This is a genomic window from Paenarthrobacter sp. AR 02 (genome assembly GCF_021538675.1).
Lineage (GTDB): Bacteria > Actinomycetota > Actinomycetes > Actinomycetales > Micrococcaceae > Arthrobacter.
On the sequence record NZ_JAJUKH010000008.1, the window covers coordinates 1 to 13,519 of the forward strand.

Annotated in this window: 16 protein-coding genes; 4 read left to right on the forward strand and 12 right to left on the reverse strand. The window is 63.0% G+C overall.

Annotated elements, in window-relative coordinates; genetic code table 11:
- Window positions 1-742 precede the first annotated feature (742 nt).
- The 3 genes from rpsN to rpmB are packed head-to-tail and all read right to left on the reverse strand — an operon-like array spanning window position 743 to window position 1,456.
- Window positions 743-1,048, reverse strand: coding sequence for a 30S ribosomal protein S14 (gene rpsN, locus LRQ04_RS14560; RefSeq protein ID WP_011776360.1), 306 nt, complete (start codon window positions 1,046-1,048; stop codon window positions 743-745).
- A gap of 4 nt (window positions 1,049-1,052) precedes the next feature.
- Complete coding sequence (rpmG, locus tag LRQ04_RS14565; RefSeq protein WP_003798558.1) at window positions 1,053-1,220, reverse strand: 50S ribosomal protein L33; 168 nt, start codon at window positions 1,218-1,220, stop codon at window positions 1,053-1,055.
- Window positions 1,220-1,456, reverse strand: a complete 237-nt coding sequence (gene rpmB / locus LRQ04_RS14570; protein ID WP_011776361.1) for a 50S ribosomal protein L28 — start codon at window positions 1,454-1,456, stop codon at window positions 1,220-1,222. Before rpmB ends, rpmG begins: the two co-directional genes overlap by 1 nt.
- A gap of 395 nt (window positions 1,457-1,851) precedes the next feature.
- On the opposite strand from rpmB, the gene LRQ04_RS14575 reads away from it, so the two are divergent.
- From LRQ04_RS14575 to LRQ04_RS14585, 3 genes are read left to right on the forward strand one after another with little or no spacing between them, the layout of a single operon-like run.
- Window positions 1,852-3,312: a ferric reductase-like transmembrane domain-containing protein gene (locus LRQ04_RS14575; protein ID WP_235520920.1), complete on the forward strand. Its 1,461-nt coding sequence runs from the start codon at window positions 1,852-1,854 to the stop codon at window positions 3,310-3,312.
- Window positions 3,309-3,800 (forward strand): FMN-binding protein, encoded by a 492-nt coding sequence (locus LRQ04_RS14580; RefSeq protein WP_235520922.1) that lies wholly within the window; start codon window positions 3,309-3,311, stop codon window positions 3,798-3,800. The genes LRQ04_RS14575 and LRQ04_RS14580 overlap by 4 nt, the downstream gene beginning before the upstream one ends.
- A complete protein-coding gene (locus tag LRQ04_RS14585; RefSeq protein WP_235520925.1) occupies window positions 3,784-4,590 on the forward strand; it encodes an FAD:protein FMN transferase in 807 nt (268 codons plus the stop codon). The genes LRQ04_RS14580 and LRQ04_RS14585 overlap by 17 nt, the downstream gene beginning before the upstream one ends.
- Here the strand turns inward: LRQ04_RS14585 and LRQ04_RS14590 are convergent.
- Entirely contained in the window at window positions 4,587-5,351 is a 765-nt protein-coding gene (locus LRQ04_RS14590; RefSeq protein ID WP_235520927.1) for an SGNH/GDSL hydrolase family protein, read from the reverse strand. The genes LRQ04_RS14585 and LRQ04_RS14590 overlap by 4 nt on opposite strands.
- A gap of 57 nt (window positions 5,352-5,408) precedes the next feature.
- On the reverse strand, window positions 5,409-5,888 hold the full coding sequence (locus LRQ04_RS14595) for a MarR family winged helix-turn-helix transcriptional regulator (RefSeq protein WP_235520929.1): 480 nt from the start codon (window positions 5,886-5,888) through the stop codon (window positions 5,409-5,411).
- A 68-nt stretch (window positions 5,889-5,956) separates the two neighbouring features.
- On the opposite strand from LRQ04_RS14595, the gene LRQ04_RS14600 reads away from it, so the two are divergent.
- Complete coding sequence (locus LRQ04_RS14600; RefSeq protein WP_235520931.1) at window positions 5,957-6,244, forward strand: YciI family protein; 288 nt, start codon at window positions 5,957-5,959, stop codon at window positions 6,242-6,244.
- Here the strand turns inward: LRQ04_RS14600 and LRQ04_RS14605 are convergent.
- The 7 genes from LRQ04_RS14605 to LRQ04_RS14635 form a co-directional block, all read right to left on the reverse strand.
- Window positions 6,220-7,044: an SGNH/GDSL hydrolase family protein gene (locus LRQ04_RS14605; protein ID WP_235520934.1), complete on the reverse strand. Its 825-nt coding sequence runs from the start codon at window positions 7,042-7,044 to the stop codon at window positions 6,220-6,222. The genes LRQ04_RS14600 and LRQ04_RS14605 overlap by 25 nt on opposite strands.
- Entirely contained in the window at window positions 7,041-7,862 is an 822-nt protein-coding gene (locus tag LRQ04_RS14610; protein ID WP_235520936.1) for an SGNH/GDSL hydrolase family protein, read from the reverse strand. Before LRQ04_RS14610 ends, LRQ04_RS14605 begins: the two co-directional genes overlap by 4 nt.
- A 296-nt stretch (window positions 7,863-8,158) precedes the next feature.
- Window positions 8,159-9,214: a siderophore-interacting protein gene (locus LRQ04_RS14615; RefSeq protein ID WP_235520939.1), complete on the reverse strand. Its 1,056-nt coding sequence runs from the start codon at window positions 9,212-9,214 to the stop codon at window positions 8,159-8,161.
- Window positions 9,211-10,035, reverse strand: coding sequence for an ABC transporter ATP-binding protein (locus LRQ04_RS14620; RefSeq protein WP_235520941.1), 825 nt, complete (start codon window positions 10,033-10,035; stop codon window positions 9,211-9,213). Before LRQ04_RS14620 ends, LRQ04_RS14615 begins: the two co-directional genes overlap by 4 nt.
- A gap of 1 nt (window position 10,036) precedes the next feature.
- The gene (locus LRQ04_RS14625) at window positions 10,037-11,140 is read right to left on the reverse strand and encodes an iron chelate uptake ABC transporter family permease subunit (protein WP_235520943.1); all 1,104 of its coding nucleotides are present in this window, start codon (window positions 11,138-11,140) and stop codon (window positions 10,037-10,039) included.
- Window positions 11,137-12,252, reverse strand: coding sequence for an iron ABC transporter permease (locus LRQ04_RS14630; protein ID WP_235520945.1), 1,116 nt, complete (start codon window positions 12,250-12,252; stop codon window positions 11,137-11,139). The genes LRQ04_RS14625 and LRQ04_RS14630 overlap by 4 nt, the downstream gene beginning before the upstream one ends.
- 5 nt (window positions 12,253-12,257) lie before the next feature.
- Entirely contained in the window at window positions 12,258-13,328 is a 1,071-nt protein-coding gene (locus LRQ04_RS14635; protein ID WP_235520947.1) for an iron-siderophore ABC transporter substrate-binding protein, read from the reverse strand.
- Between the last annotated feature and the right edge of the window lie 191 nt (window positions 13,329-13,519).

Consider the following 13,519-nt stretch of genomic DNA (forward strand, 5'->3'; position numbering starts at 1 on the left):
TTCGAAACCAGCTGAAAACCAGCCCACCACACACGGGGGTGCATGACAGAACTGGCATAAATTTCAACCAATCAAAAAACAATCGGTATCAACAAACTTGGCACACTATTGAGTTCTCAAACAACAGACACTTACCGGCACCACCCACACCCCACAAGGGGTCCAGGATCGCTCCGGAGCAACTTTTCAAGCTTACCCGATCAACCAGCACTTCGCAAATCAACGTTTCCGTGATTCCCGAGCCAATCAACCGGCCCCGCCCTGCACAGGAACGCTAAAAAGCGAACCATTTTTCAGGCTGTTATCAAGGGGGTTCGGCCTCCACGGCGTCCAGCTCCAAGCTGTCTCACTCGCGGCGACTCAGAAGACATTACACGCCCACACGCCCCCACACAAATCACCCCCAACACCACCACAAACCCTTACAAACACAGGCCAAAACCCCCAAAACAGCCTCTCAATCTCCAAAAACAACCACAAAACCGCAGGCGTGAACCCCGTCACAACACCCACCCACCACCAAACCCAACGCCAAACACCCCACCCCAACCCACCGCCGTCGAACACCCCCAACCAGCCGAACATGAGAGAGCGTCCCCACCAAACAGGCGGAACGTGAGAGAGCGTCAACACCAAACAGGCGGAACGTGAGAGAGCGTCCACCCGAAACGAAGGCCACGGGGCTTAAACACAAAAAAGGCCGGCAACCATAACGGTTGCCGGCCTTTTCAGGACTTCGTGATTACCAGGAAGACTTGGTAATGCCCGGGAGCTCACCACGGTGAGCCATGTCGCGGAAGCGAACACGGGAGATACCGAACTTCTGGAGCGTACCGCGGGGACGGCCGTCGATCTGGTCGCGGTTACGCAGACGGATCGGGGAGGCGTTGCGGGGCAGCTTCTGCAGGCCGAGGCGTGCAGCTTCGCGTGCTTCGTCAGTCGCGTTGGGGTCAACCAGGGTCTTCTTCAGTTCGAGACGCTTGGCAGCGTAACGCTCAACAATGACCTTGCGCTGCTCGTTGCGAGCAATCTTGGACTTCTTTGCCATGTGTTTAGCGCTCCTCTCGGAATTCGACGTGCTGGCGGATCTTGGGGTCGTACTTCTTCAAGACCAGGCGGTCAGGGTCGTTACGACGGTTCTTGCGGGTTACGTAGGTGTAACCGGTGCCCGCAGTGGACTTCAGCTTGATGATCGGACGTACGTCCTTGTCCTTTGCCATTAGAGCTTTACTCCTCGTGCCAGGATGTCAGCAACGACTGAGTCGATGCCGCGTACGTCGATGGTCTTGATGCCACGGGCTGACAGGGTCAGCGTGACATTGCGGCGCAGGGACGGAACCCAGTAGCGCTTCTTCTGAATGTTCGGGTCGAACCGACGCTTGTTGCGACGGTGCGAGTGCGAAATGCTGTGTCCAAAGCCCGGCTCGGCTCCGGTCACTTGGCAGTGTGCTGCCATGACTCTCCTCCAAAGATTGAATGTAACGGCGTGCAGATGTTCCTGCGTTACCGTGCGACAGGCAGTGTCCGCATCCGGTCCAAACCATTTCGGTAGTTTCCGCAGCAACAGCGGCGAAGAAGGTTGGCCTCAGGACAGAGCAGTGGAAACCACTGAATCGGAACCTGGGATACCGGGCGAATACAGGAATGCACGCAACTTGAGCCCCTAACTACCGGCCACCGGGAGGTCAGTCAGACTGACACTCACCACCAACCGGAGCAATTGCACACGATCCGCACTACCTAGCGCCTAACTATTCTACGGGTCAGGCCAAATTAAGGCCAATCAGGAATCATAAGCCCTCGCCAGCCCTTTCACAGCAGAATGAAAGGAATCATGGCGAGTCTTGATTCATGACCTCGCTACTTACCTCCGGCTCACCGGTGAAAAGCGCTCCGGAAGGGGCCAAAGGGAAGCGGCCCACCGCCGTCGAACGTTTCCAGTCGCAGGCACGACGGCGGCTGGCCCGGGCCGACCTTCTGGGAGGCCTCGCGTGGTTGTCGGGTGCAGCGTCGGTGGCCCTGTGGCTGGCCGACGGCGGGGCGAACGGTTTCTCGAGCTTCGCGGGAACGATGACGGCGCTCGGGATCGTTGCCGGCTTGATTGGCATGGATATCGTCCTGCTGATGTTGCTGCTGGCTGCCAGGATTCCGTTCATTGACAACACCATCGGACACGACCGTGCCTTGGAGGTCCACAAGACCCTGGGCAAACCGGCTCTTTATCTCCTGCTGGCCCACGGTGTGCTGCTGGCTGTCGGGTACGGCGCTGCGGAGGGACTGGATCCTGTCAGTGAGTCGGTCTCGCTGTGGGTGAATGTTCCGGACATGTGGCTTGCTTTCGTCTCAACGGCGCTGTTCATTGCCGTGGTGGTGACGTCCTTGGTGGCTGTCCGCCGCAAGTTCCCCTACGAATTTTGGTACGCAATCCACCTGCTCACCTACGCGGCGGTGGGGACTGCCATCCCGCACCAGTTCAGCGTGGGCGGGCTGTTTGCGGAAGGCACCTGGCAGCGCTGGTACTGGCTGGTGCTTTGCGTGGGTACCGGCGCGGCCCTGCTCTGGTTCCGGATCTGGCAGCCCATCGCGGCTACATTCAGGCATCAAATCACCGTGAGCAGGGTGGTCCGGGTTTCCCCGGGTGTCTTCAGCATCGAAATGACGGGCCGCAACCTTGCGCGGCTGGCAGGTTCCGGCGGCCGCTTCTTCTTCTGGCGCTTCCTGGCGCCAGGCCAATGGTGGCAACCGCATCCGTTCAGCCTGTCCGCCGAGCCCTTTACCGGACAGGGCAACCAGCCCGGGAAACTCCGCATCACTGTCCGCGCACTTGGCAAAGGCACAGCCGACCTGGAGCACATCAAACCCGGCACCAGGGTGGCCATCGAGGGACCCTATGGCATGTTCAGCACGGCCGCCAGGACCCGCAACAAGGTAGTGATGATCGGCGCCGGAATTGGCATTACTCCCCTGCGCTCGTTGCTTGAATCAACGCCATTCCAGCCCGGCGACGCAACTGTGCTGATCCGCGGCCACGACGAAACCGAACTCTTCCTCGACCGGGAAATCATGGCCCTGTGCCAAACCCGGGGCGCCACCCTCTTCCACCTGACGGGGCCGCGGTCCCAGGGCGACCACCCGTGGCTACCGGAGGACGCGGTTCGGGCCGGCTTTGGACTCCACTCCTACGTTCAGAACATCACTGATGCCGACGTCTATGTTTGCGGGCCTGCGCCTTGGGCAGCATCGGTTATCCGGGACGTCCAGTCCGCGGGCGTCCCCACGGAACAACTCCACTACGAAAGGTTCGACTGGTGAGAATTCGAGCAGCCCTCGCCACCGCAGTGGCATCGGCGGGCGTCCTCCTGGCCGGCTGGCAGTCAGGGGCCCATATCGCCGAGACCGGCACAGCGACCACAACCAGCCTGAGCAGCACCGCCAGCAGCGGAAATACCGGAAGTACGGGAAACAGTGGGACAACCGGCAAGTCCGGAACCAGCAGCGGCGGCGGCAACACAGGAAGTACGACGGCGGCCACTTACGACGGCACTCAGGTTCAGACCCGCTTCGGTACGGTCCAGGTCCGGGTCACCATCCAGGACGGCAAGATCACCGAGGTCACGCCACTCCAGCTCACGGATGCGGAACGGAAATCCGCGCAGATCAGCAGCCGGGCAGCTCCCATCCTGAGGTCCGAAGTCCTGCAGGCCCAGTCCGCCAACGTCCAAACCGTCGGAGGCGCGACTGTAACCAGCGATGCTTACCTGACTTCCCTCCAGGCGGCCCTCGATGCAGCGAACTTCTAAGCCGCAACGGCTCCGGGCCCGCACGTTCCCCAGCATGGGCACCGTGGTGAGCCTGACCGTGGCAAGCACAGCGCCTGCTGAGACCGCCGTCGATGAGGTTGAATCCGCCGTCGAGGTGGTTGAAGGCATTTTCACGCAACTGGACCTGACGTTCAGCCTTTACCGGGCAGGCTCGGAGGCTAGCCGTTTGAACCGCGGCGAGCTGGCCCTGGCCTCCGCCTCGGACACAATGCAGGAGCTCTACTCCGAGGCATCCGAGTGGCGACTTGCCACGGAAGGAGCCTTCACGGCAGAGCGGCCGGATGGCGGTTTGGACCTGTCAGGGATCGTGAAAGCACATGCCATGCGGGAAGCGGCATTGTCGTTGAGGGCGATTGGGTTGCAAAACTGGTGCGTCAACGCCGGCGGTGACGTGCTGGTGAGTGGGTCGCCCGATCCCGGCCACAGAACTCCGGACACCAGCGAACCGTGGCTTGCGGGCATCGTGGATCCGTTGAACCGGCAAGCGTTGCTGGGGGCTTTTCCCTTGGGTTCCATGAGCGCCTTGGCTACGTCCGGATCGGCAGAACGCGGGGAACATATATGGGCAGTTGGTTCGAGCAGGCCCGAATTCGCCCAAGTCTCCGTTGCCGCGTCGGACATCGTGACAGCCGACGTCCTTGCGACGGCCATCGTCGCCGGTGGCACGAGTGCACTGGACCGGGCCGTGGAGGGGTGGGGCGTCGAAGTGCTGGCGGTCCGCCGGGATGGAACGCTTCTTTCGACGCCCGGTTTCAGGGAAGCCGCTTAGAGCGGCCTGACCAGTTCGGCGTACTTCGGGCTCAAGCCGTCCCCTGATGAGACTCCCCGCAGGCGGCGCGATACCCAGGGAGCCGCGGATTCCCTGACCCAGCGGGCATTGGCCTTCAAGGATTCCACCCTGTTGGCCAGCTTCATCGGTGCGAGCTCCGGCACCTCGATCGCGTGCTCATGCTCCAGGACGTCCAGCACCCGCTTTGCCATATTGACGTGGCCTGCGGTGGACATGTGCATCCGGTCCTCGCCCCACATGCGCCAATCGTCGTATTCGTCGAACCGCCAGTAGTCCACCAGCAGGGCACCATGGTTTTCCGCGATCTCACGGACCAGCTCGTTGTAAATGGCCGTACGCCCGCGCATGGCGCTGAAGACTTTTGAGCCTTTCGCGTCAAAGCCCGTGAAGAGGACCACCGTGGCGCCCGTCGCGCTCAACTTGGCGATGCCGGCGTCGTATTCCTCCAAGAGCGCATCAATATCGATCTTGGGCCGCAGGATGTCGTTCGCCCCCGCGTACAGCGTCACCAAGGTTGGGTTCATGGCGACGGCGGCATCCACTTGCTCTGCCATGATCTGGCGGAGTTTCCGCCCGCGGATGGCGAGATTGGCGTAGCCGAAGCCCTCGTTGCTGTGGGCGAGCTGCTGGGCCACCACATCGGCCCAGCCGCGAACGCCGTTGGGGCGGGTGGGGTCGTCGTCTCCAACACCCTCCGTGAACGAGTCCCCCAGGGCAACATATCGGGCAGAAAAATCCATGCCGTCAGTTTGCCACTTCACCTGTTGCGGCCACAAAGCCCAGGGCTATTCGTCCGCCTAGGAGTCCCGAAGGATCCAGTGGTTGTTGTCCAGGCGGGCCACGATCTTCTCACCGATGCGTGCGAGGTCCGCGACATCCTCCGGGCTCAACGAATCGAGCATCAGCGTGCGCACGGATTCCACGTGCCCCGGGGCAAGGGACACGATGGTGGACATGCCGGCCTCAGTCAGGTGCGCAACGGTGACACGGGCATCGCCCGGGTGCGCCTGCCGTTCAACCCAGCCGCGCTTCTGCAACTTGGTGACCACATGCGAGAGCCGCGACAAGGAGGCGCTTGTCCGCGCAGCGAGCTCGCTCATGGGAAGGTAACGGCCTTCAGTTTCGGAAAGCATGGCCAGCACGTTGTAGTCGAAAAGGGAGAGCTTGCCGGCCGACTGCAGCTGGGTGTCCAACGCCGAAGGGAGCAAGGTGTTGATGCTGAGCAGCGCCAGCCAGGCACGGCGTTCGTCGGCGTTGAGCCAGCGGGGTTGAGTCATGAACCCATCTTATGAGAATCCGCAGCTTCCTTAGGTCTTCCTGACGGCCCAACAGATAGGCTGTGCGCATGTTCGTTGTCTCATTGACCTACAAGGTTCCCGACGAAATTGTCGACTTTCACCGCCCAGGCCACATGGCCTGGCTTAAGGACGCGTTCGACGGCGGGATCTTCCTCGCGTCGGGCCGTCGCGTCCCAGCCACGGGAGGCGTGCTGCTGTCCAAAGTCGACCGGGCCACGCTGGACGCATCCTTGGCCAAGGACCCCTTCTACAGCAATGGCGTAGCTGACTTCGAGATCATCGAATTCACCGCAACCAGCGTCGCGGAGGGTTACGAAAACCTGCTCGACAACTGATCCTCCCGCGCTCTGGCGGTACCAAGCCGTTCGGGGAGCACCACGGGCATCGGTTCCGGCCAACGGGCACCCAGGTGGTCCCCGCTTGAAACGCCCCGGAGCCGGCGCGAAAACCACGGTCCCACATCGCGCTTCAGCCAGGTGACGTCGTCGACGATGTTCTTGGCCAGGGACCGCTGAAGGGGAGCGGCGAGCGCCGGTGACTGGAGCGAGTGCGGCGCCCCCAGGACCTCCAGGACCTTTTTGGCCATGTAGCTGTGTCCGGGAGAAGCCATATGCAGGCGATCCGGGGCCCACATGCGGGGGTCCTGAAACTTTTCGAAGCACCAGTAGTCGACCAGGAGCGTCTGATACTTCGCGGCAATCCGCCGAAGGTTGCGGTTATAGATGGCCGTGCGGACCTTGAGGGGTTCAAGCAACGGGGACAAAGGGACGTTGTAGCCCGTGAACAACAGCAACGTGGCTCCGCTGGCCTTCAGGCGGCGCACTGCATGCTCATAGTCCCGCATGAGCTGGGCCATGTTCAGCCTTGCCATCAATAGATCGTTCCCGCCCGCGTAGAAGCTGACCAACGTAGGACGCATGGCCAACGCGGGCTCGATCTGTTCATCGATGATCCGCTGAAGGCGGCGCCCCCGGATGGCCAGGTTGGCGTATCTTGTCCGGTCATCGGCCCTGGCGAGTTCCTCGGCCACCCTGTCGGCCCAGCCGCGGCAATTGTTCGGCAGCCGCAGGTCGATGTCGCCAACACCCTCCGTGAAGGAATCTCCGAGGGCCACGAACTTGGTCTGTTCCTTCACTGCCTTGCCTCCCGGTCCTGCATGAGCTTTTTCAGCCCGCCCTTGCGCGGAACCTGGACCGGCTGCGGCCAACGCGGGTTCAAGGTATCCCCCAGCGTGATGCCCCGCAGTTTGCGTCCGAACAGAGGCACCACCCAGTCATTAACCCAACGGCGCTGCCGGCGTTCCCACTCGCGCACAGACAAGCGGGTAGGTGGATCCCACTCCTTGAGCGAGATCTTGTGCGGCACGTTGAGGTGGTCCAGGACCTGGGCGGCCAGGTACTTGTGGCCTGCCTTGGACATGTGGAGCCGATCCGGGGCCCACATCCGTGAATCCTTGTAGGCGTCGAAGCACCAATAGTCCACCAGGACGGCTCCGTATCTGGCTGCTATGTCGCGGACGCGTTGGTTATAAAGGGTGTTGCGCTTCTTGAAGGGCTCCAGGACGGCGGACACCTTCACATCGAAGCCAGTGAACAGCACCAACGTAGCGCCGGTTCCGCTCAACCGCGCGACGAGCAATTCGTAGTCATTCAGGAGCGCATCCATGTCGGTTCCAAAATCCAGGATGTCGTTACCGCCGGCATACAGCGTGATCAGCGTCGGTTCCATGGAAAGCGCCGGCTCAAGCTGTTCGTCGATGACGTGCCGGAGTCTCTTGCTGCGAACGGCGAGGTTGGCGTACTCCCAGCCCGGCTCGGCCTTGGCCAACTTTTCGGCCACCCGGTCGGCCCAGCCACGGACCCCGTTGGGCAGGACCTTGCTTGGGTCCCCCACGCCTTCGGTGAAGGAATCCCCCAAGGCGACAAACCGCCGTCGTACGTTCTCCCCAGCCACCACCTGCCCGACGCTACCGCCGCGCGGTTAAGTGCGAGCCAACCCCAAGTGAACTCGGGAAAAGGGATGTGAGAGAGCGTCGGCCGGAAGCGGGAGGGATGTGAGAGAGCATCCGCCGGAAGCGGGAGGGATGTGAGAGAGCGTCGGGAAGGCGGGAGGGATGTGAGAGAGCGTCGGGAAGGCGGTTGGCGGGCATCCGGCAGCGCGCGTCTTAGGGAGGAACGACCGAGCGCGCAGAGGATGGTCGGCAAGCGGCCAAGCTGCCACCGAACCAAGCGGCCACCCAGCGGAGAGGATTAGCCTTCGGCTTTGCCCCGACGCCAGTACCCCATGAACGCAACCTGCTTGCGGTCGATGCCTACGTCGCGCACCAGGTACCGCCGCATCTCCTTGATGACGAAGGCCTCGCCGGCGATCCAGGCGTAGAACGGCAGCGCACCGGCGGGCAGCGTGGGGTTCTTAGTGGCCTCGATGGCTGCGGCGTCCATGCGCTGTGGGGTTTCCCAGAGGATGTCCTGATCCACATTTACGTCTTCGGGCTCGGGGCCCGCGGCCGTCGCGGCGCCCTTGAGGCCTACCCAGCCGGGCACAGGAACTGCTTTGGCCACGGCTTCCTTGAGGAGCTCGCCGTGCGGACGGGATCGCCCAATGGCAGCGCCCCGGGCCAGCCACGTGATTTCGATGTCGGCCGGGGTAGAGATGTCCTGGAAATCCGCTGCCGAGGGCACTTCCAAGAACGCATGGCCGGTCATGTCGGCGGGGAGGCTTTCGAGGATGGCGCTGATGGCCGGCACCGCGGTTTCGTCGCCCGCCAGCAGGACACGTTGGGCGAGGCCGGGACGCCATTCGATCCCACCGTAGGCACCGGCTGTGGTGCACTGGGCTGCCCGGTTGTTGGGCCCGATGATGGTGATCGCGTCGCCGGGTTTCGCGGCAACGGCCCAGTTGGCCGCGGGGCCGCCGTGGCCGTCGTCGTCGAAATGCATGACGAAGTCGATGTCGATTTCGGGGTACACGGCGTCGAGCCGTTCGGAGCGAACCGTATAGGTGCGCATGTCACCGCGGACGGCGGGATCCATGGCCAGCCATTCCCGGTACCAGCCGGCTTCTTCCATCTTGAAGGGAGGCAGCGGAATCTGCTGCCCGGCGGCGTCGAAGGAGGGAATCATCAGCTTCACGCGGAGGTCCAGGGTGTCCCCGGCAACGCCGAAGTCACGCAGGGAGTAACCACCGAACGTGATGCGTCGGAAGTTGGGGCTCAATTCCTGCACTGCCGTCACGGTGACGTCGAAGGCGAGGGTCATGGGCTCCACTGCGGCACTTGCCGCGGCCTGTGTCGGTTGTGCACTCATGAGGCGATCTCCAGTTCCTTGGTTGCTGCGGGGCGTGCGTGGTGGCGTCCGATGGGGACGATCAGCGGTGTGCCTGAAATGGGGTCCGGAACCACTCGGGATTCCAGGCCGAAGACGTTAAACACGAGTTCCTCGGTCACCACAACAGGGGCTGGGCCTTCGGCCACGATGCACCCGCCCTTCATGGCGATGACGTGGTCTGCGTACCGGGCGGCGAGGTTAAGGTCATGGAGCACGATTGCGACGGTGGTTCCGCGGCGTCGGTTGAGATCGGTGATCAGGTCCAGGACTTCTACCTGATGTGCAAGGTCAAGGTAGGTAGTGGGCTCATCCAGCAAAAGGACGTCGGTTTCCTGCGCCAGGGCCATGGCGATCCAAACGCGCTGCCGCTGCCCGCCGGAGAGTTCGTCGATGCTCCGCTCGGCAAGCTCAAGCGTGTCCGTGGCCTCGAGCGCGCGCTGCACCGCGAGGTCGTCCGCTGCGCTCCAGCTCCGGAAGAAGCCCTGGTGCGGATAGCGCCCACGGCCAACCAGGTCGCGCACGGTGATGCCGTCAGGAGCAGTGGGGTGCTGCGGCAGCAGGCCCAGCGTGCGGGCAAGTTCGCGGGCGGGGCGGGTGTGGATGTCCTTGCCATCGAGGGTCACGGCACCGCCGGCCGGCTTCAGGAGCCGCGAGAGTCCGCGAAGGAGCGTGGATTTGCCGCAGGCATTGGCGCCCACGATCATGGTCACCTTTCCTTCGGGGATTTCGGTGCAGAGCCCCTCCACTACCTTTCGTTGCTCGTACTGGAGCGTCAGGTCCTGGGCATTGAGGACGGCCATATCAGGCTTCCTTTCGGTTCGACGTGACCAGCAGCCACAGCAGGAAGGGTGCACCGAGGGCGCCGGTGATGACGCCGACCGGGAGGACGGTTCCGTCGAGGATGACGGGGGCAATATTGGAAGCAAAGAAATCTGCCAGCAGCACAATCAGCGCACCGGTAAGGGCCGACGCCGGAAGGCTGGGTTTGCGGACGATGCGGCGCGAGATCGGTCCGGCGAGGAACGCGACGAACGCCACCGGGCCTGCCGCGGCAGTTGCGACGGCGGCAAATCCGACGGCGGTCAGCACCAGTCCCAGCCGGGTTGCGTTCACCTTGATGCCAAGACCGGCCGCAGTGTCGTCACCGAGTTCGAGGATCCGCAACGGGCCAGCCAGGGCGATGACTGCGGGGACCAGCACCAGCATGGAAACCGCAAGGATCCCTGCCCGGTCCCAGGTGGCTGAGTTCAGCGAACCGTTGAGCCAGATGAGGGCGTCGGCGGCCGTGCGGATGTCTGCACGGGTCATGAGGAAGTTGACCACCGCGTGGAGCGCAGCGGCGATTCCCACGCCTGCGAGGATGAGGCGGTTGCCTGCAGCGTTGCCCCTGCTGCCGCCACCAGCGCCTGAGCCGGTGCCCCGGGAGATCGCATAGATGATGGCTGCGACACCGAGCGCCCCGCCCAAAGCTGCCCAGGAGACAACAGCACCGGAGGCCCCAAAAATGACGATCGCCGTCACGGCTGCCGCGCTGGCCCCGTAGCTGATGCCGATGATGTCCGGGCTTGCCAGCGGATTCCGCAGCATGGTCTGGAAGAGTGCGCCGGCCAGGCCGAAGGCAATCCCGATCATGGTTCCGACCACCGCGCGGGGCAGTTTGTGCTCCATGACGATGAAGCTGGCGCCCGGGATCTTTTCCCCGCCCGTCAGGTGGTTGATGACGATCGTGAAGAAGTCCGGGATGGTGACGGTGTAGCTGCCCAGGAGCACGTACACGGCAAACATAACCACGAGGGCCACGCCAAGGAAGAACGTAGGGCTCAACGCGCGCCGAAGTGGCAAAAGATGAGGGTGTTTGTTGGCATTAGGTGCCACCTCGGCGGGGGCTTTATGGAGGGTGCTCACAGGCCTGCCCCCTTGCCGCGGCGGATGAGCCAGATGAAGACGGGGGCTCCGATGAGGGCCGTCATGATCCCGGCGGGTACTTCGCCCGGAAGCAGGATGACGCGGCCAATGATGTCGGCCGTGATCAGCAGGATAGGGGCGGTCACCACGGAGAAAGGAAGGATCCATCGGTAGTCCGGGCCGGTCAGGGAGCGGACGGCGTGGGGAATGACAAGTCCCAGGAATCCAATGGGACCGGCCAACGCGGTAGCGGATCCACACAGCAGGACAATGCCCAGTCCGGTGATTCCACGGGAAAGTGCGACATTTTGCCCCAAGCCGCGGGCGATGTCGTCCCCGAGCGCCAGGCTGTTCAAGACCCTGCCACCGGTGAGGATTATGACGGCACCGATCGCCAGGAATGGCAGCGCGGGCAGGAGCACGGACCAGTCACGGCCACCAATACTGCCTACTTGCCAGAAACGGAAGCGGTCGAAGGTGTCCTGGCTTGAAACCAGGATCACGTTCATGAGGGAAAAGAGCCCGGCGCTCAAAGCCGCGCCCGCCAAGGCGAGCTTGACCGGCGTCGCGCCGTCGCGGCCACGGGACGAAATGGCATAAACCACGACGGCGGCCGCTGCGGCGCCGATGAAGGCGAACCAGATGTAGCCGGAGAGTGAGCCAATGCCGAACACATAGATGCCGAGGACGACTGCCAGGGCAGCGCCGGCGTTCAGGCCCAGGATGCCGGGATCGGCCAACGGGTTGCGGGCCACACCCTGCATCGCTGCACCGGCCAGGCCGAGTGCTGCACCGGCCAGAAGTCCAAGGACTGTCCGGGGAATGCGGGCAATAACAACCGCGTGGTTGCCGTCCGCCGGATTGAAGTGGGTGAGGGCTTCCCACACAGTGGTGAGGGAAAGTCCGCGGGCACCGATCGCCAGGGATGCGGCACATACTGCGGCAAGTACGACGACGGCCACCATCAGCCACGCAGAGCGCTTCGCTGCGGTGCCCCGGGAACCGGTGGAAGCACCGGATCGCTCTGCCTCGGGGGTAGTTTCTCCCAGGCCAGCCGACACCAAAGTGCCGTTGCCACGCACCTGGAGTGCCGTCGTCGTACTCGATTTCATCGCTGTTACTTGCCTGCTGCGTCTGCTGCTTTACCGAGCTGCGGCAGGAACGTGTCCAGGGCCCACGGCAGGCTCAGCGGCGAGGAAGCGGAGATGGCGAGCGTCAGGGTCTGGTCCGAGTCGGCAACCAGTGCGCCCTTCTTGACGGCCGGAATCTGGCCGAGCAGCGGGTCCGCCTTGATGGCGTCTGCCGTGCTGGAGTCCGGGACCCAGGTGACGAAGACATCGGATGCCAGCTCATTCGCCTTTTCAGCGGACCACGGGATGAAGAATTCGGTCTTGCTCTTGGTGTTCTGCTCCACCACGGGGGCGAGCTTCATGCCGATTTCCGAGAGGAACCGGGGACGGTTGTCGATGGCCGTGTAAACGTTGGCTCCGTCACTCTTGGCCGGTTCGAGGTTGCCGTAGATGAAGGTCTTGTCCTTGATCTGCGGGAACTTGGAAACCTTGTCCGTAACGGTGGCCTGGGTGTCCTCGATCAGCTTCTTGGCTTCGGCTTCCTTGCCCAGCGCCTTACCGATCAGGGTGGTGCTTTCCTGCCACGGCGTGCCGTACGCGAGCTCAGGCTGCGCCACAACCGGGGCGATTTCGCTGAGCTTCTTGTAGTCAGCCTCTTCCAAGCCGGAGTAGGCAGCCAGGATAACGTCCGGGTTGAGCTTGGCGATCTCGGTGAAGTTGATGCCGTCAGCTTCGGAGAACTGCGCCGGGGCCTTGTCGGTGCCGAAACCGGCGCCGAGCTTCTCGAGTGCCGCGTCCTTCCAAGGGGTGGAGCCCTTGTCGTTGTTGCCCCACTCGTTCTTGGGAACGCCCACGGGCACAACGCCCAGTGCGATGGCGACGTCGTCATTGACCCACGAGACGGTAACAACGCGCTTGGGCTGTTCCTTGATGGTGGTCTCGCCGAAGACGTTCTTGATGGTCACCGGGAATGCTGCGGACTGAGCCTGCTCACTCGCCGGCGTGGACGTTGCGGGGCCAGTGGAGCAGCCGGTGAGGGTGAGGGCGACGGCGGCCAAAGCGGCTGTCGCGGTACCTGCGGTTTTCAGCAGGGCGCGGCGTGGGAGGAGGGAAGCCACGGGACTCCTTAGGTAAGTGATGCGAACCTAAGTAAGGCTAGCCTAGCCTGAGGATAATTAAGAAACATTTACGTCACCTATTCCCGATTGAGGCGCAGATCACACCAACCCTCACTCACATCCCCACCCCTTCACCCCGACCCTCAATCACATCCCCACCCCTTCCCACCAACCCTCACTCACATCGGGTG